At 40.7% G+C, this 26,914-nt stretch carries 22 protein-coding genes; 13 read left to right on the forward strand and 9 right to left on the reverse strand.

All coding sequences use genetic code 11. The annotated features are described in order from the left end of the window. On the reverse strand, nucleotides 1–615 hold the full coding sequence (locus tag K2F45_RS24245) for an RNA polymerase sigma-70 factor (protein WP_075994255.1): 615 nt from the start codon (nucleotides 613–615) through the stop codon (nucleotides 1–3). Nucleotides 616–815: 200 nt separating this feature from the next. Between K2F45_RS24245 and K2F45_RS24250 the strand changes: the two genes are divergently transcribed. The 4 genes from K2F45_RS24250 to K2F45_RS24265 all read left to right on the forward strand — a co-directional run bounded on the left by K2F45_RS24250 (nucleotide 816) and on the right by K2F45_RS24265 (nucleotide 5,222). After that, the gene (locus K2F45_RS24250; protein ID WP_248932565.1) at nucleotides 816–2,816 is read left to right on the forward strand and encodes a thioredoxin domain-containing protein; all 2,001 of its coding nucleotides are present in this window, start codon (nucleotides 816–818) and stop codon (nucleotides 2,814–2,816) included. Between the two features lie 37 nt (nucleotides 2,817–2,853). Beyond that, nucleotides 2,854–3,351, forward strand: a complete 498-nt coding sequence (locus K2F45_RS24255) for an FKBP-type peptidyl-prolyl cis-trans isomerase (protein ID WP_075994257.1) — start codon at nucleotides 2,854–2,856, stop codon at nucleotides 3,349–3,351. A gap of 102 nt (nucleotides 3,352–3,453) precedes the next feature. After that, nucleotides 3,454–4,143, forward strand: a complete 690-nt coding sequence (locus tag K2F45_RS24260; RefSeq protein WP_075994258.1) for an SMUG2 DNA glycosylase family protein — start codon at nucleotides 3,454–3,456, stop codon at nucleotides 4,141–4,143. Nucleotides 4,144–4,484: 341 nt separating this feature from the next. Next, nucleotides 4,485–5,222 carry a hypothetical protein gene (locus K2F45_RS24265; RefSeq protein ID WP_075994259.1) on the forward strand — a complete coding sequence of 246 codons (738 nt, stop codon included), beginning with the start codon at nucleotides 4,485–4,487 and terminating at the stop codon, nucleotides 5,220–5,222. Nucleotides 5,223–5,414: 192 nt separating this feature from the next. Here the strand turns inward: K2F45_RS24265 and mnmC2 are convergent, their stop codons facing one another. After that, entirely contained in the window at nucleotides 5,415–6,080 is a 666-nt protein-coding gene (gene mnmC2, locus K2F45_RS24270) for a tRNA (5-methylaminomethyl-2-thiouridine)(34)-methyltransferase MnmC2 (RefSeq protein WP_075994260.1), read from the reverse strand. Nucleotides 6,081–6,619: 539 nt separating this feature from the next. Between mnmC2 and K2F45_RS24275 the strand changes: the two genes are divergently transcribed. Then, the gene (locus K2F45_RS24275; protein ID WP_248932566.1) at nucleotides 6,620–7,870 is read left to right on the forward strand and encodes a dicarboxylate/amino acid:cation symporter; all 1,251 of its coding nucleotides are present in this window, start codon (nucleotides 6,620–6,622) and stop codon (nucleotides 7,868–7,870) included. 88 nt (nucleotides 7,871–7,958) lie between these two features. Here the strand turns inward: K2F45_RS24275 and K2F45_RS24280 are convergent, their stop codons facing one another. Beyond that, the gene (locus tag K2F45_RS24280; RefSeq protein WP_075994261.1) at nucleotides 7,959–8,918 is read right to left on the reverse strand and encodes a lipid A deacylase LpxR family protein; all 960 of its coding nucleotides are present in this window, start codon (nucleotides 8,916–8,918) and stop codon (nucleotides 7,959–7,961) included. Between the two features lie 384 nt (nucleotides 8,919–9,302). Here K2F45_RS24280 and K2F45_RS24285 point away from each other — a divergent pair, with 384 nt between their 5' ends. From K2F45_RS24285 to K2F45_RS24300, 4 genes are all read left to right on the forward strand, one after another. Then, entirely contained in the window at nucleotides 9,303–9,710 is a 408-nt protein-coding gene (locus tag K2F45_RS24285) for a cytochrome c maturation protein CcmE domain-containing protein (RefSeq protein WP_046672794.1), read from the forward strand. Nucleotides 9,711–9,729: 19 nt separating this feature from the next. Next, nucleotides 9,730–12,189 carry a heme lyase CcmF/NrfE family subunit gene (locus K2F45_RS24290; protein ID WP_075994262.1) on the forward strand — a complete coding sequence of 820 codons (2,460 nt, stop codon included), beginning with the start codon at nucleotides 9,730–9,732 and terminating at the stop codon, nucleotides 12,187–12,189. Continuing rightward, entirely contained in the window at nucleotides 12,189–12,950 is a 762-nt protein-coding gene (locus tag K2F45_RS24295; RefSeq protein ID WP_075994263.1) for a Rossmann-like and DUF2520 domain-containing protein, read from the forward strand. The genes K2F45_RS24290 and K2F45_RS24295 overlap by 1 nt, the downstream gene beginning before the upstream one ends. 186 nt (nucleotides 12,951–13,136) lie before the next feature. After that, a complete protein-coding gene (locus K2F45_RS24300) occupies nucleotides 13,137–14,693 on the forward strand; it encodes an FMN-binding glutamate synthase family protein (protein ID WP_075994264.1) in 1,557 nt (518 codons plus the stop codon). Between the two features lie 102 nt (nucleotides 14,694–14,795). Here the strand turns inward: K2F45_RS24300 and K2F45_RS24305 are convergent, their stop codons facing one another. The 3 genes from K2F45_RS24305 to K2F45_RS24315 form a co-directional block, all read right to left on the reverse strand. Beyond that, on the reverse strand, nucleotides 14,796–15,239 hold the full coding sequence (locus K2F45_RS24305) for a MarR family winged helix-turn-helix transcriptional regulator (protein ID WP_070560735.1): 444 nt from the start codon (nucleotides 15,237–15,239) through the stop codon (nucleotides 14,796–14,798). A 352-nt stretch (nucleotides 15,240–15,591) separates the two neighbouring features. Further along, the gene (locus tag K2F45_RS24310; protein ID WP_046672799.1) at nucleotides 15,592–16,368 is read right to left on the reverse strand and encodes an amidohydrolase; all 777 of its coding nucleotides are present in this window, start codon (nucleotides 16,366–16,368) and stop codon (nucleotides 15,592–15,594) included. 84 nt (nucleotides 16,369–16,452) lie between these two features. Continuing rightward, nucleotides 16,453–17,421, reverse strand: a complete 969-nt coding sequence (locus K2F45_RS24315) for a polyprenyl synthetase family protein (RefSeq protein ID WP_075994265.1) — start codon at nucleotides 17,419–17,421, stop codon at nucleotides 16,453–16,455. A gap of 111 nt (nucleotides 17,422–17,532) precedes the next feature. Here K2F45_RS24315 and K2F45_RS24320 point away from each other — a divergent pair, with 111 nt between their 5' ends. Together K2F45_RS24320 and K2F45_RS24325 are read left to right on the forward strand one after the other, a co-directional pair. Beyond that, complete coding sequence (locus K2F45_RS24320) at nucleotides 17,533–18,693, forward strand: glycosyltransferase family 4 protein (RefSeq protein WP_075994266.1); 1,161 nt, start codon at nucleotides 17,533–17,535, stop codon at nucleotides 18,691–18,693. Nucleotides 18,694–18,697: 4 nt separating this feature from the next. Beyond that, nucleotides 18,698–19,027, forward strand: coding sequence for a metal-sulfur cluster assembly factor (locus tag K2F45_RS24325; RefSeq protein WP_046672802.1), 330 nt, complete (start codon nucleotides 18,698–18,700; stop codon nucleotides 19,025–19,027). A 101-nt stretch (nucleotides 19,028–19,128) separates the two neighbouring features. Here K2F45_RS24325 and K2F45_RS24330 read toward each other — a convergent pair whose 3' ends face one another. Both K2F45_RS24330 and K2F45_RS24335 read right to left on the reverse strand, forming a co-directional pair. After that, nucleotides 19,129–20,370 (reverse strand): cation:proton antiporter, encoded by a 1,242-nt coding sequence (locus K2F45_RS24330; protein ID WP_088163023.1) that lies wholly within the window; start codon nucleotides 20,368–20,370, stop codon nucleotides 19,129–19,131. A 3-nt stretch (nucleotides 20,371–20,373) separates the two neighbouring features. Further along, the gene (locus K2F45_RS24335) at nucleotides 20,374–20,853 is read right to left on the reverse strand and encodes a cation:proton antiporter regulatory subunit (protein WP_046672804.1); all 480 of its coding nucleotides are present in this window, start codon (nucleotides 20,851–20,853) and stop codon (nucleotides 20,374–20,376) included. A gap of 525 nt (nucleotides 20,854–21,378) precedes the next feature. Between K2F45_RS24335 and K2F45_RS24340 the strand changes: the two genes are divergently transcribed. Then, on the forward strand, nucleotides 21,379–24,408 hold the full coding sequence (locus tag K2F45_RS24340) for a SusC/RagA family TonB-linked outer membrane protein (protein ID WP_248932567.1): 3,030 nt from the start codon (nucleotides 21,379–21,381) through the stop codon (nucleotides 24,406–24,408). A 13-nt stretch (nucleotides 24,409–24,421) separates the two neighbouring features. Next, the gene (locus K2F45_RS24345) at nucleotides 24,422–26,044 is read left to right on the forward strand and encodes a RagB/SusD family nutrient uptake outer membrane protein (protein ID WP_075994983.1); all 1,623 of its coding nucleotides are present in this window, start codon (nucleotides 24,422–24,424) and stop codon (nucleotides 26,042–26,044) included. A 48-nt stretch (nucleotides 26,045–26,092) separates the two neighbouring features. Here the strand turns inward: K2F45_RS24345 and K2F45_RS24350 are convergent, their stop codons facing one another. Then, nucleotides 26,093–26,875, reverse strand: coding sequence for an MBL fold metallo-hydrolase (locus tag K2F45_RS24350; RefSeq protein ID WP_248933813.1), 783 nt, complete (start codon nucleotides 26,873–26,875; stop codon nucleotides 26,093–26,095). Nucleotides 26,876–26,914: the final 39 nt, after the last annotated feature.

Genomic DNA, 26,914 nt, shown 5'->3' on the forward strand with positions numbered 1-26,914 from the left:
CTATAAGATAATAAACTGAACAAAAAGTCCTAATGAAAAAAATAAAAAGCCGATTAGAAGCAACAGAAATGTCTTTTGCCTGGCCAAAGCCACCCGAATTTTATCGTAAGCAATCGTCAAATGATTTTTTACGGTTTTAATGGAAATCCCTAATTGATCCGCTATTTCCTGTTGTTTCATCTTATCGTACTTACTCATAAGAACGATTTTTCGACACTGCGGCGGCAGCCCTTCCAATATACTTTCGATCATCAATAATTTGGATTCGTAAAGTGCTGCGCTATCGGTCTGATCTTCCTCATCTGTCAGATCCAGTTCCTTGCTATAATCATTATTCCGTTCTAATAAACGTTGATTCTTTTTGAGGTAAGTAAGCGAGAGATTGATAACACTGCGGGATAGGTAGGCTCCAAGTGATTGATTAATGATCAATTTTCCTGCATTTTCCCATAACATCATAAATACATCATTGGTGAGCTCTTCAGCGATTGCCTCCTCTCGCACATACCGAAAAGACAAGATATACAATTTACGGAAATGACTCTTATAAATAGCTTCAAAAGCATTTCTATCTTTTTGGACTATCTTCTTAAGCAGATCAACGTCATTTGACATAGGACTTCGGTAAAGCTAATAATAAATGCATGTAAAACTAATCAAATTCATCGGACATTATATAACATCTAATTAATTTTCAATCCAATGAAGTTACTTTAACACGACGTAGAAATAAAAAAAAATGCTACAGCAAAGTTTATTGCCTGTATGTTTTTCACTAGGCTCGTTAATAATTACTTTTTCACTACCTTCGTCTTATGGCGAATCAATTGCAATTTGAAAATTCACCCTACCTTAAACAGCACGCACACAATCCAGTAGATTGGATGCCCTGGGGGCCGGAAGCTTTAAAAAAAGCAAAAGACGAAAATAAACTGATCATTGTAAGCATTGGCTACTCGGCTTGCCATTGGTGCCATGTGATGGAGCGTGAAAGTTTTGAAAACTCAGCCATCGCCCAAACCATGAATACGTTTTTCGTATCGATCAAAATTGACCGCGAAGAACGCCCCGATATTGATCAAGTGTATATGCTTGCTGTGCAACTGATGACCAATGCCGGGGGCTGGCCATTGAATTGTATCTGCCTGCCCGATGGGAGACCTATTTACGGTGGTACTTATTTCAAACCGCACGACTGGCAGAATATCTTATTGCAAATTGCACAAATGTGGGCGGAGAAACCCGAAGTCGCATTTGACTACGCCGAAAAGCTAAACAATGGCATTCAACGGGCCGAGAAACTCCCCATCCATCCCATCCCCGATCAATACACGATTGAAAATTTAAATGAAATTGTTGCCCCTTGGACCGAGATGTTCGATAAAAAAGAAGGTGGTTATCAAAGAGCGCCCAAATTTCCGCTACCAAACAATTGGTTATTCTTCCTAAAATATGGCGTACTTGCCGATGATCGGGAGATCTTAGATCATGTCCATTTTACATTAAAAAAGATAGCATCTGGTGGTATATATGACCAGATCGGAGGTGGCTTTGCCCGCTATTCGGTGGACCATTATTGGCATATTCCCCACTTCGAAAAAATGCTTTATGACAATGGCCAGCTACTGTCCCTGTATGCCGAAGCTTATCAACAAAGTCGGGATCCATTCTATAAACGGATTATCGAAGAAACGATTACTTGGGCCGAGCGTGAAATGCTTGCTCCAAACCATGGTTTCTATAGCGCTTTAGATGCCGATAGCGAAGGCATTGAAGGGAAATACTATTCCTTCTCCAAAGTTGAATTTGACGAGGTATTGGGCGATGATGCTCCCCTACTCGGGCAATATTTTAACATAACCCAAGCCGGCAACTGGGAGGAGGAGAAAACCAACATTCCTATTTGCGCCATTAATGCAGACCAGTTAGCAACAAAGGTCAATATGTCAGCTGACGAATGGGCAGATTTTTTAAAAATTTCAAAGAAAAAATTATACAACTATCGTGAACAACGGATCCGTCCGGGACTCGACCATAAGCAGCTAACCACTTGGAATGCGCTATTTCTAAAAGGACTAATAGATGCCTATCACAGTCTTGGAAACAGCCATTTCCTTGAACTCGCTTTAAACAATGCCCAGTTTATCTGTACACATCTTATTCAAGACGATCTCCAGTTATTGCACCAACCAAAAGATAACAATAGAGCGATCGCAGGCTTCTTAGATGACTATGCATTCACTATTGAAGCCTTTATAGCATTATATGAGGCGACATTTGACCTCAATTGGCTCACAAAAGCAAGACAGCTCACTGATAAGGCCATTGCATTGTTTTACGATGGATCACAAAAAACATTCTACTATACATCGTCGCAGGCAGAGGAACTCATCGCACGGAAAAGCGAAATTATGGATAATGTAATTCCATCCTCTTCGTCGACAATGGTTCGTCAGCTGAAACGATTAGGTTTGTTTTTTGATGATGAAAATTACATCGCCATTACAGACCAATTGCTGGCGAATGTATTCCCGCAAATCAAGACTTATGGTTCGGCTTATTCAAATTGGGCAATATTATTGCTAGAAGAAATATATGGAATCAATGAAATTGCATTGACGGGGGATAAAGCAATGGCTTTCAAAAATGAACTCGGCAACTATTATATTCCAAATAAAATTGTTCTTGGCGGTACAGAAGAAAATCTTCCATTGCTCGAACATAGAGTCGGAAAGGAGACAAAAGCATATCTTTGTAAAAACAGGACCTGCAGTCTACCACAGGATTCCATACAAGCGTTAATAAATTATATTTAATAAACGGTAGCCTCGGGCTTCCAAAAATCAAAATCAGATGGCTATAAAAGCAAACGACGTCGTAGCATTGACGTACAGACTTCACACAGTAGAAAACGGTGAAAAAGTTTTCGTTGAAGAAACAACTGCAGAACAACCTTTAGATTTCTTATATGGTGTAGGTATGATGTTACCTAAATTCGAAGAAAACATCGCAGACTTAAACGTTGGTGATAAAATTTCATTTGAATTGGCACCGGATGATGCTTACGGTCAAAAAGATGACAAGGCGTTCGCACAGTTGCCAGTAGATATGTTCAAAGAAACAGGTTTACCTCCAGTAGGAGAAGTATTGCCTTTGCAAGACAACCAAGGAAACCAATTCCGCGCTGTAGTAGCTGAGGTTACTCCAGAAGTAGTTGTTGCTGACTTAAACCACCCAATGGCTGGCAAAACATTAAATTTCGATATCGAAATCTTAACTGTACGTCCTGCTACTGAAGAAGAATTGTCTCATGGACATTCACATGGTGTAGACGGTACACAAGGTCACTAATCCTGACCCAAGATACAAAAAAACAAAGCCGGGTGTCAAATGACACCCGGCTTTGTTTTTTTGTTCTTTAAAAATCGTATTTTGTTTTTAAACACACGAACAATGCTAACATTTGCGGAAAAAGTAATTTTATTCAACAAACAACTTCATTACAGAGGGAACCTACCTGTAGGATTCAACGTTATCAACCCCTACCTTGATAACCCCGAAACATTAGTCGTAATGAAACAGTTCTACCAGAAATATTACAATGATAATCTAACCAGAAAATTCATTATCGGTATTAATCCGAGCAGACACGGTGCTGGTGTAACGGGAGTTCCTTTTACAGACACCAAAAGATTAACTAGTGCATGTGGAATAGAGATGCAATCTGCACATACCCATGAAATATCTTCGGTTTTTATGTACGATATGATTGAAGCTTATGGTGGACCAGAGATCTTCTACAAACAGTTTTACATCAATTCGCCATTTCCCCTCGCGATTGTCCGAGAAACAAAGCCCAACAACTGGATCAATGCAAATTATTACGACGACAAGCAACTTTTTGATATGGTCAAACCCTTTATGATCGATTCCCTAAAACAGCACATTTCCATAGGCTTAGCGACGGATGAGGTCTTTGTGCTCGGAAAGAAAAATGCAACCTTTCTTGCTAAAATCAATAATGAAGAAAAGCTCTTTGGAAAAATGACCATTTTAGACCATCCCCGCTATATCCAGCAATATAAATCCAAAGACAAACTGCATTACATCGATAATTACATCAGCTTGTTAAGCGGCCTTTAAATATATCAGTATGTCTTCCCTCCATCATGCTTTAGCCTTCATTCCGACTTTAACTCGGAGACAACACGGACACATATCGTACTCATGTCGCTAGCATGTCGAGCCTATCACGTCGTTGTCCCGAAGCTGTTACGAAATTATTCCGAAGCTTTCTCGAAGTGTATACAACGATCATACAATTTAGATAGATCCCTAACTGTGATGGCGTATTTTTTACAAATTCCACAGCGTCCTTTTGCTTCCTATTTCCAAATCTCCAATAGGAGTCGAACAGCAATTTCCATTTCCCCAAAAATTAACAACAAATTGTTTTTAAGTAACTTAACAAGTAATTTTATCCTATGGCAACATTAAAAAATGGAAATCTGAAAGGCGCCGTTGGAAATATCGTCTTTCGACAATCAAATGAACAAACAATCGTACAGACGATACCGAAACCTGTAAAGAAACCGACTCCGGCCAAAAAAGCTATTGGATCAGATTTTGGACATATCAGCACCGCCGGTGCCCGAATCAGGGAATTCATGGGGGATATACATTTGAACATGCATGATAGCGACATGCACAACAGGTTAATTACACAGCTCAAAAGAGTGGTCCGCCCAAATGGGCGTCCTACTGGAATGAAAACCATTCATGGGGGAAAAATAGATCGTTTAGTCAATTTTCAATTCAACGATAAATGCCACATCCATGATTTTATGCATTTTGACCCAGATCTTAGCTTATTGGATAAGCAGGTCCATATTCGATTTCCAAAGTTCGACCTTCGCAATGACATCGTATTACCAAAACATTGCGACGCACTGGCAATAAATTTTACCGTCGCCGTATTTAACTTCGAGCTACAGCAGCATATCCATTTTTATTGCCACGAGATTGAACTTAACCTTCATCGATCAGAGAAAATAATCGAGCTTGAGGAGCTTATTTTTGATATGGATTATAAAAACGCCGAAACAATAATCGTGGGCATGAATATAGAATATTACAAATTGTTACGTCAAAAACACCTGTTACTTAACAATAAAGAATTTCATCCAGCTGCTATTGTTGCCGCATTTGCTATTGAATCCTAAATAAACCGATATTTTTAACAAGCAGGGAACAAACGGAGTATTCGCCTTTTTTTGCGGCAAATAATTCTTTTATTTACCGCATATACTTTAAAGTCACGGCAGTTTATACACATGAACGATATCGTTTTGGGCAAAAGTACAAACGATACGGCGGTTATTCGCCCCTTCATGCTATGATATAAGAATTATCCGTTACAACTTCGTTGCACGCAGCATTTCTCGCTTGCCAGGCGCACCAGGCGCCTTTTCTATTGAAAATCCCAATGCTTTCATACTGCGTTTGAGGTTTCCGGTAATAGCATAAGTCACAAAAACACCACCAGGTTTAACAAACTGCGCAATATGCCCCAATGCAGCATCATTCCACATCTCAGGCTGATGCACTGCCGCAAAAGCATCAAAATAAACGATATCAAACAAGCGATCCGACTGGAAATTCATCAATAAGGTATGGTCAATATGAAGCTTTAAGTACTCGTTAATCCGTACGTTTTCCGTCAAAGCCTGCTCGTATGCATTCAAATAGCTTGCCCACACGGTCGGATCTACCGTCGCCTCATAGCCCGTTGCAGCAATAGTGGATAAAGGCAAGGGAAATCCTTCTATTCCGACATATTCCACCTGAACGGATTTGGTCCTAAGAAAGTCAGCTGTTTGCAAAAAATTCAAACCTGTTCCGAACCCCACCTCCAAGATACCGACGTCGGTTACCCCTGTTGTTTGTACATAGTGGTCAAGCCCCGTTTTTATAAAAACATGCCTGCTTTCCTGTACTGCACCATGTTTCGAATGATAACATTCTCCTATTTTAGCATTAAACAACGTTTTCGAACCATCTCCTGTCGTTACAAATTCCATTTTTATACAAATACTTTAAGTTCCAATTTTCACACATTCAGTCTAAACAACTAAACAGTAATCCAAATAAATGGCGCATTCCTTACCCATGACACTTAGTCACTGCTACTGTCCAAAGATAAAAAAGCCAATTCGAGTATCAAAACCTTCCTGATTTCAACAGCATCAACAGCTGGGAAAGCGGACGGAAACTCTTTTGTAGATCATAAGCCGAGCATAGCAAGCTCTTTGATACCTTAATGAAAAGATACAAAGCAATCACCTAGATATTTGCAGAAAAAAGCGGATTTTTTCAGCAAGGTAAAACAAAAATGAACAAACACGCATAAATTCAGCTCGTTTTAATAGACCTATTCGAGAAAAACACTATTTTAGCAATCTAATTACGAAATATTCACAAAACCTAATGAAATATCCAAACCTAACAAGCGCAAGCAATACAACAGCATTGGATATGCTCAATGTGACCGAATACAAAGACAATATAAGCAGTTCTTCCATGTGAATGAACTCCTTTTAAAATAACTAATCATACACCTATGAAATACGCTACAAAAACTTTTGTGCAGAACTACGGCAGTATCTTACTTCTACTCCTTGGGATCAGTATTGGAAGTTTGATCGGCATCTTCTTTCCGCATATCGTCAACAATCTTAAACCGATCGGTGACATTTTCCTAAACCTCCTCTTTGTCAGCGTTATACCATTGGTGTTTTTTGCCATATCCGCATCTGTTGCTAATATCAATGGCGACAGTGTACTGGGAAGGATCATCGGCATGATGTCGTTCGTATTTGTACTGGGTATTGTCGTCGCTGGACTGTCAAGCATCTGCTTCCTTTACCTCTTTCCAGTGGATGCTCCACTGCCTATTGAACAAACAAACAAGATCATAGAAACAGTTGTTCATGATTCTTGGGGTGAAAAAATGGTCCGCTTTTTAACCGTTAGCGAATTTTCAAGTTTATTATCACGACAAAATATGCTGGCCTTTGTCATCTTTTCGTTCCTCGTTGGCATTGCTACGCGCAAATCAGGGGCATCTGCAGAGACCTTCCGTAAATTTATAAACTCGGGCAATGTTGTGATGGGAAATCTGCTCGTGATGGTCATGAACCTCGCTCCCATTGGTTTGGGAGCATATTTTGCCTATCAGGTTGGAACATTAGGCCCTCAGCTCTTTGGTTTTTATGCCAAACCTATCGGTCTGTATTACTTTTTTGGAATCTTCTATTTTTTCACGGTATTCAGTTTATTCGCTTTTTTTGCATTCGGGCTAAGGGGTGTCAAACGCTATTGGCAAAATAACATATTGCCTTCCTTGACCGCATTGAGCAGCTGCAGTAGCCTCGCCACCATGCCAGCGAACTTACTTGCAGCCAAGCAAATTGGAATCCCGGACAGCGTCGCTAGTGTCGTCATTCCCCTAGGCACAACATTGCACAAGCATGGATCCGCGATCGCCTGTATCTTTAAAATCTATATCGCACTTTTATTAAGCGGCAAGGAATTTTTTGATCCAGCCAATCTGATTATGGCGGTTGGCATTACTTTACTGGTGAGCATCGTAGCCGGAGGTATTCCTAATGGTGGCTACATCGGAGAAATGCTGATCATATCGGTTTATCAGATGCCAACGGAGGTGATTCCTTCCATTATGATTATCGCCACGCTGGTCGACCCATTGGCAACAATGCTCAATGCTACTGGAGATACCGTAGCCGCTATGCTCACCACCAGATTGATCGGGCAAAAACTGGCTGACCATATTCCCGAAAACCCAGGTTAAACAATCTCCAAACGACAAACATTTGAACGCTGGACCAACGAAGATCCTATCAAGCGGATCCATGTAGGTCCTACCTATGGCCGGCTGATCAAAATCGGTAGGCAAAAAACAGCTCGCCATATTGATGCCGGTGAAACACCGATTTGAGCTCTTTCGAATTGAAGATGTAATTGATACCGTAATTGATCTTGTGGTTAGACCAATTGAAACCAATGCGGTGACTAAGCATCCAAGGCTGAATAGTGTATAACTTGCCTATGGGATCATTTTTACCTCTCCCTCCTTCTACCGTTGCGCTGTAAAAAATACGAGACACGCTTGGTTGATAGACAAAATACCATTCTTTATCATTGTCTGCTCTTCCCTGTGTCAAATGTCCATGTGTAAAGGTGGATGCCTGATAGGATTTCAGCTTCCCCAACCGAAGCGGGGCCGCAATTCCCATATTGGTATTATTTAATCCAATGGTCCCCTCACCTATAATTCCGACATCGAATTGCTGATTTTGACTGCGATATAGTCCTTTTTTATAGGTTGCACTTAAATCAATACCAAAGGAATTTCCAAGCTGCGTATCCCAACCTGTCGCCTCGTACATCCCAAAGAGATGATGGATAAACTTCTGTGCCTCTTCACCGTAGGATTTAGGGCCGATCTGCGCCAATTCAGTCTTGAACTCAACAACCTGATCGTGCGGTAAAAACCGCGTTACCCCAGCACTAAAATAGAGGTAACCTGCAAATGGTCTATCGTATTTCTTTTCCTGCCGTCTATAGTCAATGATACTGATACCATTGTAAATCCGTTGGCCTATTTCAAAATCCAATACCGTATTTGAAGTCTGGCTATCTGTTTTCCCTGGCAACGCAATCCTATAGTTGATATTGATACCATTGGTATAATAGCGGTCCTGACCGGTCAGTAGATAAACGTCATTGTCATTTTGGATAGCAATTTCCTGATTACGGAATTTTACCTGTCCAAAAACAAAAAAGCAGGGGAATATAACAGCCCAAAAGAGGCCTAAAAATCGCAAAGCAACACTCATATTAACAGGCAATTGTAAAATTCATGCGATATCATTAGAACCAAAATAGCAAATTTCACTTCAAATTATCCAAAAGCATTCGAATCTAGCTTATTTTTCCAATTAATTCAAACTATTTAGAATAGATATAAATAATATGGAAAAGTTGCATTATTCCTTTCTTAGCGAATCTATTTGTAATTTTGCATTCGATTAGGTCTCAAATGTAATCAATTTGGGATTTTAGTGAGCACAACGTTGTCAGATTTGGGTAATAATCTTTCTGAAAAAAAAGGAGAATATCTGGCAGATCGGAACTGCTATCCATCGTTAAGAAAAAACAAACCGGGTGAAACGAGCTCATTTTACGATGAGATCAAACACTTATAAAATAAGTAAATACAAATGAAAAAAAGTTCAATTATTCTAATCGCTATCATTGCTGTCGCAATTGCCATGATACTTGTTATCTATACCGATTCAAGTACCTATTCGACATTTACCGAAGCTAAAGAAAAGAAAACCGAACTATATGTGGTAGGTCAATTGAATAAAGACAAAGCGCTTCATTATGATCCCAAAACTGACGCCAACAAATTTTCGTTTTTCATGCGTGACAACGATGGTACAGAATGTGAAGTGATTTTTAGAGGCGCCAAACCTCAAGATATTGAACGTTCAGAGCAAATTGTATTGACAGGAAAAATGGACGGAAATGTGTTTAGGGCAAGTAAGATATTGATGAAATGTCCGTCAAAATATAACGATAAATCGGTCGTCACCGAGATCAATGCTACTGCTTTCAATAATTAATTCGTAAAATCAATTTTCAATGGACGTTAATTACGTTGGTGAGCACCTGCTACCAGGGCAGATCGGACAATTCTTTATTGTACTTTCTTTTGGTGCTGCACTTCTATCTTGTATCAGTTACTTTTTTGCAACAAAATACCCTGAAGAGAATTCATGGAAAAAAATTGCACGTATTGCCTTTTGGGTTAATGCGGTCTCCGTAGTGGCGATTGGTGCAACTTTATTTTATATTATATACAATCATCTTTTTGAATATAATTATGCTTGGGCGCACTCGTCCAAGACACTCCCTACCTACTATATCATTTCCAGTTTTTGGGAAGGTCAGGAGGGTAGTTTTTGGCTCTGGATGTTCTGGCAAACAGTATTAGGTTCTGTTTTGCTATTTAAAGCAAAAAGCTGGGAATCGTCTGTCATGACTTTCGTCATGTTATGCCAAGCATTTTTAGCTTCCATGATTATTGGTGTGGAAATCTTCGGTCTGCGTATCGGTAGCTCTCCGTTTATCCTATTGCGTGAAGCAATGGATATTCCAATCTTTAGAGAAGCTAACTATCTTTCACTTATCACCGACGGTAATGGTTTGAACCCTTTGCTTCAAAATTACTGGATGGTAATTCACCCACCAACACTGTTCCTTGGCTTTGCGTCGATGATTGTTCCTTTTGCGTATGCAACAGGTGCTCTTTGGACCAAGCGATACAAAGAATGGATCAATGCAGCACTTCCTTGGGCTTTATTTGCCGTGATGATTTTAGGTGCAGGTATTATCATGGGTTCATTCTGGGCTTATGAAGCACTTAACTTCGGTGGCTTCTGGGCCTGGGATCCAGTAGAGAATGCATCAATTATTCCTTGGTTTACCCTGATTGCTGCTGTCCACGTCATGATTGCTTATAAGAATTCAGGCCACTCCTACTTCACCGCTACATTTTTGGCGATGATCAGCTTTGTACTTGTTATCTATGCATCTTACCTGACACGTAGTGGTGTCCTTGGAGAGACTTCTGTACACTCCTTTACCGATCTGGGAATGAGCGGACAATTGATCTTATTCAATGTTGTCTTTTTGGTAATTATGGTCGTATTTCTTACCGTCAAAAAGAAAGAGATGCCCATCACAGAAAAGGATGAGGATATCTATTCAAGAGAATTCTGGATGTTTATTGGCGCCTTGGTATTGACTGTCGCATGTGCACAGATCATTGCTTCAACATCAATTCCAGTATTCAACAAGATCTTTGGCACCAAGGTAGCTCCACCTTTGGATCCGATCCAACATTATAACAAGTGGCAATCGGGTTTTGCGGTGATCGTTATGATCTTAACCGGATTTACACAATTTTTAAAATACAAACGTACCGATAGCCGCAAGTTTTTGGCTTCTACGGTAGCATCGTTGGTTGTGTCTCTCATTCTAACGGCTGCTGTCGTCTATTTTACGAAGACGTATACCAACCTGATCTATATTTTGATCACTTTCGCAAGTATTTTCTGTATTTTGGCGAATATCCGTGTATTGGGTGACGCTGTCAAAGGTAAATGGAAGCTGGCCGGCTCTTCGGTAGCCCATATCGGCTTTGGATTACTACTTATCGGTGCCATGGTGGCTGCAGCAACCAACGAGGTCATCTCGGTCAACAACACAGGTTACATTGCTGTATCCGGATTTGACAAAGTAGAGAAACCTGGCGACAACTTATTCTTGACCGAAGGTGAACCTGTACAAATGGGGGAATACAAAATAACCTATATCGGTGATAGCATTGTGGCTCCAAATACGTTTTATAAAATAAAATACGAGCGGATCGACGAAGAAACAGGTAAAGTGAAGGAGCATTTTGTGCTGCAACCTTTTGCACAAAACAACGCGAAAATGGGCGGTTTGATTGGTACTCCAGCGACCAAACATTATGTCACGCATGACGTGTATACACTGATTACCGCAGCTGCAGCTGAAAGTCAGGCAACACATACGAAAGTTCCGGCAGAAGACAAAACTGGTTTCGAAGACTACGAGGAGCCGGCAACGTATCAGGTAAATATCGGTGATACCCTACGCTACCGCAATGGATATTATGTCATTGAAGGCTTAAACAAAGAAGCTCACCTGGAGAAAATTCCAAAAGGTCCTAGTGATGTCATGGTTGGATTGAAAATAAAAGTATTTTCGGCCGACAACAAACAGTATGAAGTACAACCAATCTACTTAATTAAAGACGGTGGTGTTTATGACTTCAATAAAGATGTCAACGAGCAAGGGCTTAAATTCAGATTTACGGGAATTAAACCTGACAAGGATAAACTGGAAATCATGGTTTATCAAAAGCCGCTTCCAGAAAAGAAATGGGTCGTATTTAAAGCCATTAAATTCCCATACATCAACTTTTTCTGGTGTGGAACGATTGTCATGACCATTGGTTTTATCATGTCCATTGTGAGAAGAAATAAAGAGGAGAAACGAAAAGCACTTAAATAATGAACATTGTGATCTTAGGAAGCGGTAATGCCGCTACGCATTTTGGACAACAGTTTCAAAAAACAGGACATCATATCGTTCAGATCTACAGTAAAACAAAGGCCAATGCAGATGCATTGGCCTTTGCTCTTCATTGCGCAGCAATTGACCAACTATCTGAACTAGACCTACATGCTGATCTTTACCTCATTGCCGTTACCGATCAGGCCATTGTATCGCTGGTAGAAGCGCTACCAAAAGATATAAAAGGTGTTGTTATTCATTGTTCGGGAGCAACCGATCTTTCTGTACTAGCCGGATTTAAAAATGCGGGAGTCATCTATCCACCACAATCATTATCCAAAAATAAAGCAGTCGATTTTTCGACCGTCCCACTTTGTGTTGAAGGTAACACGGATGAAAATAGTGCCGCGCTACTTCAGGTAGCACAGACATTTGCACCGCGGAGCATCTATTGTAATTCCCAGCAGCGCTTAGCCATCCACCTTGCCTCGGTCATGGTCAACAATTTCACTAACATCCTTTATCAGATGGCCTATGAGCTCTTAGCAGAAAACGACTTGTCCTTTGATCTAATCAAACCAATCATCCTTGAGACGGCAGAAAAAGTGCAAAATCATATTCCAATAACAGTTCAGACAGGACCAGCGATCCGACAGGACAGCACAACAATGCAAAAACATTTGCAATTTATTAGCAATAAACCAGATTTACAGCAAATCTATCAACTTTTATCGCAGGAGATTAATAAAAGAAAATAGTTTGTGAGAAACGGTTATAAACTTATCAAAACTTACCTCCAAGGGGTAAATATATCCATTTACTTCAGGAACTTTAGTACATTTGCTTCGTCCAAAAGCGCATTTTGGAATGCTAATTGAGTAATAAAATAATCAGTTGGGCTAAACATTAAAATAGCGAATTAAAACTAAACAATCGTATTTTCTATGGAAGTTAGAAAACTCATTCTTTCAATAATGATTGTGATTAATTTAATCATTGTATCATTTGGATTTATATTTACATCAAGCTGGTTTTGGCTGCTTATCATCCCATTTCCATTGCTATTGATCGCGTTATACCATAGTTTCCAGACCAAACATGCCATCCTACGCAATTATCCCTTAGTTGGATATTTCCGTTATATCTTCGAATCTATTCGTCCTGAATTGAGACAATATTTTTGGGAATCAGACATGGATGGACGTCCTTTCAACAGAAGACAGCGTTCGATCGTATACCAACGTGCAAAAAATCAACGTGAAACTGTCGCATTTGGTATGCAGACTGATCCACAGGCTGTCGGGAACGAATGGGCTGCACACTCTGTTTTCCCTTGCCATATCGAAAATCACGACCTGCGCACCACTGTTGGAAATGCAGCCTGTAAAAAACCTTATAGCTTAAGTGTGTTCAACATCTCGGCAATGAGTTACGGTGCGTTGAGTAAAACAGCGATAACGGCATTAAATAAGGGTGCTGCACTTCAAAACTTTGCACACAATACCGGCGAAGGGGGAATCAGCGATTACCACAACAATGGGGGTGATTTAATCTGGCAGGTGGGTACAGGTTATTTTGGATGCCGTAATAAGGAGGGAAAATTTGATCCGGAACTTTTCCGAGAAAAATCCAATCGTGAAAACGTGAAGATGGTCGAATTGAAACTTTCGCAAGGTGCTAAACCCGGTCATGGGGGTATCCTTCCAGCGGCAAAAAACACCCCTGAGGTCGCGGCTATTCGTCACGTCATTCCAGGAACAGATGTGATGTCGCCTCCAGCACATAGCGCTTTCTCCTCACCGACTGAAATGATGCACTTCATACAACAGCTGCGCGAGCTATCGGGTGGAAAGCCTATCGGTTTCAAAATTTGTATCGGCGATAAACATGAGTTTATCGACATCTGTCACGCCATGCAAAACACGCAGATCTTCCCGGATTTTATCTCCGTAGATGGATCAGAAGGTGGTACAGGAGCTGCGCCACTAGAGTTTACAGATAACCTAGGAATGCCACTATACGATGCATTGGCATTTGTAACGAAAACCTTGATTGCTTTTGGTTTGAAAAAACATGTTAAAGTTATCGTATCCAGCCGTATTGTAACGGGTTTCGACATCTTAAAAGTTATTGCCTTAGGCGCAGATGCATGTTATAGTGCTCGCGGTATGATGTTCGCTTTAGGTTGTATTCAAGCACTTAAGTGTAATGAAGACGTTTGTCCGGTTGGAGTTGCCACGCAACAGCCGCATTTATACAAAGGACTCGACGTAAATGATAAATATGTACGCGTAGCTCAGTTCCACCGCAACACATTACGTGCTACAGTCGAAATTATGGAAGCTTGTGGTTTCAAAACACTTTCAGATGTATCTGCTGATAAATTCTATCGTAAGGTAGACGCTATCCGTACATTAAGTTTTCAGGAAATCTATTTCGGAACTGAAGGTAAATTGGTCAATAGCCACACAGATTTCGAAAGCAAACTTTTCGAAGATTAACTGCTAGAAATTCATATAAAAAAGGCCCCCTATGTATTCAACATAGGGGACCTTTTTTATACCCTGATAGTTCACTTATAAAATAACCCCCACTAAGTATCTTTATTTCAAATTAAATAATACGCGATGCAGAATGGTATTTGACAAGGCAATTTGATCGTCGGCTAATCCGCCTAAAGCCTGTTCAATGGTATTTTTTGCCTGCTTCATTCCTTCATCCTTCATCTTTCGTCCTATTTTTGTTAAATAGATCAGATTGGACCGTCTGTCGTTTTTATCATTAACGCGGATAACCAAATTTACCCTTTCCAGGTTATTAATTAATCGAGTGACACTTGGTTTATCTCGAAATGTGCGAACAGCAAGCTCCTGCTGGGTGAGCCCCTCTTCTACCCACAGGTTATACATGATACTCCATTGTTCAGAAGTAATGTTTAACCCGGCCTCCTTGAGATTACGCTGTAATCTCCGCATAACTGCAATTGAGTATTTCCCTGTTAAGAAATTATAAAAATACTCTTGTGATACTAAATCTTGGTCTAACATATGAATAATGGTTATGGTTGTTTACGCAACTTATTGCAATAATAAAACGTTGTCTTTCATATAATTTGAGAAAAAGCTAAACGTATTTTGGCTAATAGTTAGCCTAAATTACACTTTAATCTAACTGTCTCAAACAAAATTTTATCAACATGTCACCAGTAGATGTTGATAAATCATAACAATTTGATTTATACTAGACTGAATTTAACAAATAAAAAGGATACAAACAAAACCTTCATAACTTTAGAAACACCAACAGCAATTAAATCAAACTGAAGGTTCTTTCTGACCAATAAGATCAGGCACTCTCAGAAAAAATAAATGCTTGCAATTATACCTAATTTAGAGCGTGTTACCCGATTGTAAAAGAATCGGAGTCTTTTAAGAAAGGAAATTTCTCCCGTGCTTCCAACAGGTCATTCGGATTTAAGGTAAATGTATACAAATCCTCGTCTTCTGGCTTATAATACACCACATCACCAAGTGGAGAGATACACATAGAACCACCTGAATAGTAAATATCATTACCATCATGCCCAACCCGGTTTACTCCAACAACGTAAGCTTGATTTTCTATAGCACGTGCTGGAATAAGGGCTCTCCAATGTGCAGAACGCTTATCCGGCCAGCTGGCCGTATACACTAAAATATCATAGGCGCCATTTTGATTTTTAGACCAGACGGGGAATCTAAGGTCATAACAGATCATTGGGCAAATTTTCCATCCTTTGATATCCACCAGGATACGTTCATTTCCTGGCTCGAAGTACTCGCTTTCTTTAGATAGTCCGAAAAGATGACGTTTATCATATTTGACATATTTACCATCAGGGAACATCCATACAAAACGATTATAGTATTTCCCGCCTTCTTCAATAATCAAAGAACCGGCAACAACGCAGTTAAGTGAGCTTGCCATTTCAAATAGCCATCTTGTTGTAGGTCCATTTGCAGGTTCTGCACATTTCTCGACATTATTCGTGAAGCCTGTATTAAACATTTCGGGGAGAATAATAACATCCGTTTTCTCACGCAATGAGGAAAGTCTCAATGCAAGATTATTTAGATTCTTCTCGATATTTTCCCAGAATAAATATGCTTGAAATACGGTGATTTTTAAAGGCTCCATGAACGTAATCTAAAAATTTATTTAATTATTTTCTTACAAAAAAAACATTTACAGGCAAGATACGAATTTTAATAGAATTTATACTTATTGCTGTCTTACCAAAAGGTTATTTGCTAACACTAATAACGCTTCTTTGCGATCATTTGGTACATTCAATGCTTCCATTTTTTCAAATGCCCGTTGTGTATATATATCTTTCAATTCGTCGGCAGCACTTTTAATCGCATACTTCTCGTATAAGGTAAGCATATCCGCTACTTTTGATGGAGCAGTTGCTATAGACGCGTCCAATAAGCCTTGTAAGACGGTCTTATCTTCGTCCGAAATTACCGCCATCAACTTCACCAATAAAAAGGTTTTTTTATTGATCATGATATCACCACCAACGATCTTTCCAAAGGTATCTGGATCTCCATAGGCATCCAAGATATCGTCCTGTAATTGAAATGCTAAGCCGACATTCTCTCCAAAATCGTAGATCAGCTGCTGTTGCTGTTCATCTGCTCCAGACAAAATAGCACCCAACTGTAACGCTCCGCCCAATAACACCGAAGTTTTAAGACGGATCATCTCAAGATATTCAGGCATTGTCAGCGAATCCCGACTTTCATAATCCATATCTAATTGCTGCCCCTCACATACTTCCATAGCCACTTTACTCAAAATTTTCAAGGTTGCAGGCAGGTAAATAGGATTACACTTTGAAATTTCCTCATAAGCTTTGACCAACAAGCCGTCTCCAGACAATATAGCAATATTAGCATCCCACTTTTCGTGAACTGTCGTTTTACCCCTTCTTAAAGGAGCCTTATCCATCAGATCATCGTGGATCAGTGAAAAGTTATGAAAAAACTCCACTGCCTTGGCAGCAGGGATAATTTCATCCATCTCTTGCATACCGAATAATTCGGCTGCCATCAATGTCAGCACTGGTCGAACCCTCTTTCCGCCCAAAGTCAATATATACCGTATCGGATCATATAAATTTGATGGTGTTTCAGGAAATTGACTTGTCTCTATCGCCTCTATCACGAGTTGTTGTAAATGTTGCATATATCTTTACGATCGAATCTTGCGAATATAGCAATAATCATATAGAAATGGCAATTTTGTCCCTTTAAAGGAAGTCACCTCAAAATTGTACATTTGTATAAGTCTTTTATTATGCGCATACTGATTATCCATACATTTTATCAAGATCCTGGTGGTGAAGACACTGTATTTCAGCAGGAATCTTCCCTCCTCGCGCAAGGACATGAGGTCCAAACGCTAACCTTTCAAAATAAAAAGGGTTGGCAGGGTGCATTACAGACAATAGGATCTTTTTGGAATATTTGCGCTGCTCAACGTGTCAAAAAAATAATTCGGACGTTTAAACCGGACATCGTTCACGTTCACAACACCCATTACGCAGCGGGCCCGATTATCGTTCGTACAATTGCAAAACTCGGCATCCCTCAGGTCATGACCTTGCATAACTTCCGTTTACTATGCCCTTCGGCGACGCTGTACCACCACAACCATCTCTTTTTGGACTCACTCCAAGAGGAGTTTCCGTGGACAGCCGTTCGACAAAAAGCATTTAACAACTCTATAGTAAAAACATTTCTTCTCGCACTGAATTACTGGTTTCATCGTAAAATTGGAACTTGGGCAAAGGTAAATCGCTACATCAATTTAAGCTCTTTTGCAAAGAACATCTTCGTTGAATCGACCATACACCTTCCGTCTTCTAAGTTCGAGATTAAACCGAACTTCGTTTTCCCTAATGCAATAGCGCCCGAAGATACACAGGCCCACTTCGTATACGTCGGTCGTCTTTCAGATGAAAAGGGGATATTGAATCTGATCGATACTTTTATCGGAACAGATTTTCAACTACAGCTAATTGGTGGCGGTCCGCTCGAAAATGAGGTCCTGAGAAGAATTAAAGACCAGCCGAATATTTCCTACCTCGGTTTTAAAAAAAGGTCAGAAATACTTCCCCTGATAGCCAAAGCACAGGCACTACTCGTACCATCGATTTGTTTTGAAGGTATGCCGATCACGATTCTTGAGGCTTATTCAGTCGGAACAGCTGTGCTCAGCTCAAATCTAGGCCCACTCCCCGAACTGATTATCCCCGGCAAAACAGGACAAACTTTCGATCCCCACAACAAAAACGATATCATCCAATGTTTAACGGAGTGGAGTACAAAAACGACAAATGAAAAAGATGAGATAAGAAAGACCTGTATTGCTTACTATTTTAGTAATTTTACTCCTGAAATAAATGAAGCGAAATTATTAGCGATCTATCAAAACGCTATTCACGATAAAAACTGAATAAATGAGTATCATTGTATTAGATAAACTGGGTCTAGCGCCACAAATCCAAGCTGTACTGGAAACAATTTATGATCCTGAACTGAAACCTGCAAATATTGTGGATTTGGGGCTTGTCTATGAAATCATTACGAAGGAAGAGGGTATTGCAAAGATTGTAATGACGCTGACGGCTCCTGGCTGTCCCGTGGCAGGCGAAATCATGAATGAAGTTCAAGAAAAAGTTGCTGCCGTCGCGGGTGTCAAAGAAGCATTGGTCGAATTGACATTTGATCCACCCTGGACAAAAGACATGATGTCGGAAGAAGCAAAGCTAGAATTAGGATTTTTGTAAAATTCAATAGCTCATACAAGCAAAGGAGGGTCCTACAGTACTGTAGGATCCTCCTTTGCTTGTGAGCACTCATTTAAGAGCAACTCTATCATCCAGAAGTGCTAAGTGGTCTGCTTATTTTCTAAATCACTCAACTTTTTCAAAGGCTTGGAGCTATTGGTATCCGCACCGAAAAGTAATTTCCACAGATTACGGGACTCTTTGGTCAATAGTGGGGATACTATGGAAAGAATGAGAACATATACAACCACAAAGGATTGAATAACGGGCAATAAAGCCCCTGCTTTACCAATGTTTGCCATGATAATGGAAAACTCTCCCCGCGCAGACAAGGTAAAGCCAATATCAAAAGAAGTTTTAGGTTTCATGCCCGAAAATTTAGCTGCAAAATACCCCGATGCAAGATTACCCATCACCGTCACCAGTGCTGCAATCGAAGCCCAAAATACAGCTCCCCCAAGTGACATAATATCAATAGACAATCCGAAACTAAAGAAAAACATTGCCCCAAAAAAATCTTTATAAGGCAGTACCATCGATTCAATCTTTTTGATGTATTGCGAATCTGCCAACACCAAGCCAGCCATCAACGCCCCAATAGCCTCCGCAACATGGATGGTTTCAGAGAAACCTGCTACAATAAACAGTAAGGCAAAGATGATCAATATAAATAGTTCAGAAGTTTTCTCCTTCAATAAGCGATCAATCGCAGGCACCAGTTTTCTGCCCAAAATCAAAAAGGCCAATATAAATCCCAAGGCCAGTAAGGACGTTCCTGCTACCGTCCAAAACGAACTGCTTCCTGTCAGTATCAAGCCTGAAAGGAAAGAGATATGCATCGCTATAAACAGATCATCGAACATAATCATCCCCATAATGACCTCAGTCTCCGGGTTGGCCGTACGTTTGAGATCTGTAAGAACCTTTGCGACAATGGCCGTGGAAGAACTTGTCATGATACCGCATAAGACCATCATCTCCTTAAATGGCATATCCATTAGCCATCCGATCAACAAGCCTGAAGTAAAGTTCAATAAGACGTAAATTGTCCCGCCTGTCACAATTGCTTTACCGGATTTAATAAGGCGATTGACCGAAAACTCAAGTCCCAAGTAGAACAGCAGGAATAATACACCCAACCGTCCCATGAAATCTATAAAGGGTTTACTTTCTGTAAATGTTAAATCCACCAGACCAACCTGCGGAGCGTGCTGTCCCAAAACCATTCCTATAATAATGAAAAATGGAATAACAGAAAACTTAAGCTTATTGGCTATTAGGCCAACAATGGCAACAAGTCCTACAGCGATTCCAATTTCCAGTATTAAGGTATGTGATAGCATAAATTACAGTAAAATTTCCTTCAAAAGTTTAATATTATTCTTCTTTCCAGCAATGACAAGTGTGGTGCCTGGGCTAATCAAATAAGACGGTCCTGGATTGATAACCGTATCATCATCCCGTATCCCAGCAATAATCGATGCACCTGTACGTTGACGAACTTCCAGCTCTCCAATCGTCTTTCCGGCCCCCTCATTTTTGCCTTCCACTTTGTACCATTCAATGCGTAAATCGTCCAAAGCAACTTCAATTGTCTCCAAAGCCTTAGGCTTGTAGGACAAACCACCGATAATACCCGCAATCTGCCGAGATTCATCGTCATTGAGTGTCATGACGCAACGTGACTCATGTTCCTCGTCATCATAGCGATAAAGTTCCCGTCTGCCATCGTCATGGATAACAACAACCATATTGTCTCCCGCATCGGTTTCAATTTGAAATTTTTTTCCAATTCCAATCAGATCGGACTCTCTTACAATAGACATAATCTTCTATTTAAATAAATACTAATAATATAAGCTTCATAACGTTGTTTACAACAATTACGAAAACAAGCTAAAGGTTCTTTCTAACAAAAAACAAAGACTTTTAGAAAAAACAGCATCAGCCCTTAGCTACTAAAACACAAATTTACCCAAAAAATCAATCTTAAACGAATCCGCTGGTATCTGACGGGATGGGCTACAAAGACCAAATTACCCCAAAATACTAAAAAAAGAGCAGAAAAACGACCCTTTTAACCGATATCATCCCTTTTTTCGACGTATGGCATCTTGATGACACAACTGAACAACAATAAAAGCGCTCGACGCACACATGTTATTAACGATCGGAATTCCTAGCCGAATAAATCAGCTTTCATTAGCTCCAATTTTTCATTACAAAACCCCATTTCTATAACGTTTTCGTAGTTCGTGCAATCGTTTGTTCCAAGAAGCAATAGAATTGCCAACGCTTTATTTCTTTATAATTGCCGCATTAAACACTTACTGAATCTAAATTACACACCTATGGTCAAAAAGAGTCATCTCATCCTTCTGACACCATTATCAATTTTGTCATTAGCGGCACCTATTTACGGGGTAGCAAATCCACGTAATTTGGTTGCAATAACCAGTCGTTCACCCTTCCAGCAAGCCGTCTCCGGAAAGGTCGTTGACGAAACGGGGAAACCAATAAGCGGTGTTACTGTTTCTGAAAAAGGTAAAGCAGCAGCAACTACAACCAATCAAGACGGTATCTTCTCACTGAACGTCAGTTCAAAAAGCGCCATCCTAACATTTAACTCGATCGGATTTACGGCGAAAGAAGTTCCCGTATCACAAGCATCACAAATAACCTTGACAAAATCCGAGGATGTTTTGGATGAAGTTGTGGTCGTAGGTTATGGTAAACAGAAAAAGAGCGATTTGACAGGAAGTATCGCTACAGTGGAAGCAAAATCCCTGGAACGAATAAATTCACCGAATGTTGTCGATAAACTTCAGGGTAAGATTTCCGGTCTGGCGATCAATTCCGGTTCGGCCAAACCTGGCGAAACAGCTTCTATCAATATCCGCGGTGAGAACTCGATCTCCGCGTCCAATGCCCCCCTAATTATCCTGGATGGAATTCCTTTTAGTGGTTCCCTGGGTGATATCTCTTCCAATACAATTGCCAGTATCTCGGTACTGAAAGATGCTTCATCCACCGCAATCTATGGTTCAAGAGCTGCAAATGGCGTTATCCTCATCACCTCAAAAAAGGGTGCAGCAGGAAAAGCACGCATCAATTATAACGGCTATTTTGGGGTTCAAAGTGTAGAACGCCGCCTTAAATTGATGAACGGTCCACAATACATCCAATTTATGCGTGATTACCAGGCTTCGAAAGGAAAAACCGGCGATCAACTCAACCCAGAAAATTATCTTTTTGCCAACGTATTAGAACAATACAAAAAAGGGGAAGAAGTCAATTGGCAGGACGAAGTATTCAATAGTGGCGCTCCCATTCAGGAACATCAACTCAGTTTTTCGGGTGGAACGGATAAATCCGATTATTATGCATCTGTAAGCTACCTAAATCAAGATGGTGTGGTAAAAAACACGCCCTACGAAAGATATAATGTCAATCTAAACCTCAACCAAAGTTTAAGCTCTTGGTTAAAGCTAGGAATGACCATGCAGGCTTCTCAAGGGAACCGTGACGGCGTACAGCCTAACCTTGAAAGTGTTGTAAAACTTTCCCCTTACAGTAAAAACCGTGATGTCGATGGCACTGCTGTAACGTACCCAATGTACGCACAAACGCTGTGGGCACACCCTTTCGCAGACGAAAAAGGCCAGTGGGATCAGACCAGAAGAACGGTCTATGCGAATACTTGGCTTGATGTGAAACTCCCTATTGAAGGATTAAGTTTCAAAACCACATTCGGAACCAACTACCGAAATATTAACGAAAACTCCTACTATGGCTCAAATACGGTTACAGGACGTGGCGTGAATGGTACCGGATCAATTTACAATGAGCACTTCTGGGACTGGACCTGGGAAAATCTCTTGACCTATGACCGTACCTTTGGTGACCACAAGATCAATGTCGTGGGCCTCTATTCTTCTCAGAAAACAAATTTGAAAACTTCAAGAATGAATGGAGACGACTTTGTATCAGATGCCGGATATAACAACATGGCTTCTGCCTCTAAAAATCTTAAGATCGAATCCAACCTTCAAAATACAGCGATGATTTCCTACATGGGAAGAATCAACTATGCCTTTAAGGATCGCTACCTATTAACCTTAACAGGTCGTTCGGACGGTTATAGCGCATTTTCTGTTAACAACCGATATGCATTTTTCCCATCCGTTGCAGGAGCCTGGGTGGTTTCTAAAGAAGGGAATGTGCAGGACTATTTCGACTTGTTAAAACTTCGTGTTTCTTATGGTAAAAATGGAAATCAGGCCGTATCACCTTATCAAACTTACGACCGTCTGACCAACGTCGATTATATCTATGGTCTTGACCCAGTCAAAGGACTTGTGATGAATTTCAATGGACGTGGAAGCAATCTAACTTGGGAAACGACAGCTTCATTAAACCTTGGTTTGGATTTTGCGATTCTCAAAAATAGACTTTCAGGAACGATCGACTACTACTCCTCAAAAACATCGGATCTTTTATTAAGTGAACAGGTCCCTGTCATGAACGGCTATAACACCATTTTAACCAATATCGGTGAAACTTCCAACAAAGGGATAGAAGTTACCTTGAATGCCATACCTGTCAAAAATGACAATTTCCAATGGAATGTAAATACAACCTTTGCCTATAACAACAATAAAATCACCAAACTGCGCGCTGACGGAAAAGATGATTTGACCAATGCCTGGTTAATCGGAAAGCCTATCCGTATTTTCTACGACTATAAAGTCATTGGTGTATGGCAAGAGGGCGACGACATCGCAAACTCCTATCAACCTAAAGCGAAACCTGGCGATGCCAAGTTAGCAGACCTCAACAACGACGGTAAAATCGATGCCAATGACCGTACCATGATGGGGAACAAAATATCACCTTATACGCTCGGTATAGGCAATGATTTCACGTACAAAAATTTCTCCCTGTCGTTCTTTATGAATGGGGCATTTGGTGGAACGAAAATAGATGATTTCAAAAACATCGAACGTTTCTTACCTAACAACGGCGCCAATTATCTTGCTGACATGCCTTACTGGACACCGGAGCGTACAAACACAGACATCCCATCCCCTGGATACACGCCAGTAAACAACCATACGTATTATATCAATTCATCCTATTGGCGAATTAGGGACTTTAGCTTGGGCTATACCTTTGATGGCGATTTTCTAAAAAGATTGAATCTCTCTTCCATTAAAGCATTTATTAACGCCCGTAACCTCTATACATTCTCGAAAATCAAAGGTTACAACGTAGAGGCATTAAGCGTAAGTTCGACCACAGGTAATCCAACAACGACAAATATTGCCAGTCCTTATCCTGTTGCGAGAACATTCTCATTTGGAGTAAATGTCCAATTCTAAACACATCAAGATCATGAAGAAAAGAAATACAACTTTATATACAATGCTAGCTGGCCTAAGCTTACTTTTTACAGGCTGCAGCAAGAACTTCTTAAATGAAGACACCAGCAGCTTTCAGTCACCTGATAATACCTATATTAATACGAAAGGCTTCGAAACTGGACTAAATGGTTTATACTCTTATGCCCGCATGGAATTCCTGACCTGGAACGGTAGTATCTTTTCCCAAGGAGCAACTCCACAGGAAGCGCTACAGGTCGGAACAGATATCGTTGCTATCAAAACCACAGGTACAGACGCTACATTGGCTCCATTCAGCAATTATACGCTAAATCCTGCTTCGTCTTATGTCCGCAATTATTGGAAATATGCCTACGGATTTATTGGTAATACCAATACCATCCTTGAGGCTTTAAAAAAGGATGGTATTAGCTGGACAGACAAGGACAACGATCCAAAACGTGTGGAAGCAACGGCTCGTTTCTTCCGTGCCTACAGTTATCGCTACTTAGTCAACCTGTATGGCGATGTGCCTTGGGTGGACAAAGTATCCGAAACACCCCGTCGTGATTTCACGCGTACACCGAAAGCTGAAATCTTGACGCACATGATTGAAGACCTTAAGTATGCAAGTGAAAACCTGCCCGACAATCCAGGAACAATTCAGGAAGGTAAATTGACGAAATGGGCTGCTTTACACTACCTGGCAGAAGCATATATCGAAGCTGGACAGCCTGATTTAGCTGCAGAAGCTGCCAACAAAGTTATTCAAAGTGGCTACTTTAAATTGAACGATCAACGTTTTGGCGCCGAAAAAGATAAACCCGGGGATTATTTCCACGATATGTTTATCGAAAACAATCAAAATCGTGGTTCCGGCAATCAAGAAACGATCTGGGCCATCCAATTGGAATACAATACACAAGGGGGCGGCGACCGCTACACAGATTGGAGTAAACGTGCCTGGGTACCTTTCTATTCACAACAAAAAGGATTTGCCTTGGCCGACTCACTTGGTGGAAGAGGTCTTGGGCATGTACGTCCTTATCAATGGTGGCTGGATAGTTATGAAAAACAAGATGTCAGAAACTCCTCTTTCAATATCAAACGCGATTGGTATTACAACGATCCTTCCGTCCCTGAACTTTATGGCAAGAAGATCGAACTGACCGACGCCATCAAAGAATCAGGCAATGTATTCCCGACAACAACCAAATTTTTCTACGGAAAGACAGCTGTTGACCCTGCATTTGAAGGAAATATGAAGGACCGTGTGAAAGTACGTTTGGCAGAAACTTACCTGCTATTGGCTGAAGCATACTGGCGCGCCAATAAACCGGCACAAGCTAAAGACGCCATCAATGCTGTCCGCGCGCGTGCAAAGGCGTCATTAATCGATGCCACAGCAATCAATGCTGATTTGATTCTCGACGAACGCGCCCGGGAGCTTATTGGTGAGGAAATGCGCCGTATGACCCTTGCCCGTTTTGGTGAGGACATCTTTTTACGTCGCGTGCAAACATTAAACACACAATCAAAAAATGTGGTGAAAAAAGAATTTATTCTTTGGCCTATTCCACAAGAAGTTATTGACAGTAACACTGGCGCAGCCTTCCCGCAAAATCCGGGATACTAAACCTTCCAAAAACCTCCATGTTCCCAAAAGGTCATGGAGGTTTTTCCTTTATAACTTTGCGTCAACTAGCTTATAGGTTCCATCTTCCCGGATCTGACTACGGCCAATGGTTATATTTTTAGAATGATAAAACAAAAAAATCCAGCCCGCTGGCGCGCCTTCTGCCCAATACTCCTGACGCAAGGCTTTGGAGCGCCGACCATCGAAATCATATTTGGCGACATAATTATGGAAAATTTCTTCAGGCTCAGGTAATACATCTCCGCCAAAGAAATAGTGCTGATCATCCGTTTGAATATGAAATGCCTGATGATGTGCGGTATGTCCACCATTGAGCGCATAGCTGATTTCATCATTTATTTTTCCTTCACCTTCCACCAGTACCAAATTTCCACTGCGTTGAATCACATCAAAAATCTCGGTCCTGTATGAACTGGAGATGCCTGAATAGGCGTCTTCCCATTCGCCACGCTGAACAATATATTCGGCTTCAGGAAATGCGATACGTCCTGTTCCGTTTTCAAATGTCACCATCCCACCGGCATGATCCTTATGAAGATGGGACATCAGTACATATTTTACATCTTCGGGTCTAAAGCCAGCCTTACGGATATTATGATGCAGCTGTAGCACAGCACTGTCATCCGTATAGCCAAGGCCGGTATCACAGAGAATAAGCCCGGAATTAGTTTGGATCAAGAAGGGATGGACATGGATAAACATCGCCCCCGGTCGGTCCTTAGGGTCGTCTAGAAGTGGGTCAAAGGGAATAAATTTTCTACTCTTGTCTACGGAAAAAGAACCTTCATATAAAGAATAAGCCTGCACCATATTTAAAACATTGGGAATATGCACGTTAAGCAACAGCGG

The sequence above is a fragment of the Sphingobacterium siyangense genome, assembly GCF_023277505.1.
Classification (GTDB): Bacteria; Bacteroidota; Bacteroidia; order Sphingobacteriales; family Sphingobacteriaceae; genus Sphingobacterium; species Sphingobacterium siyangense.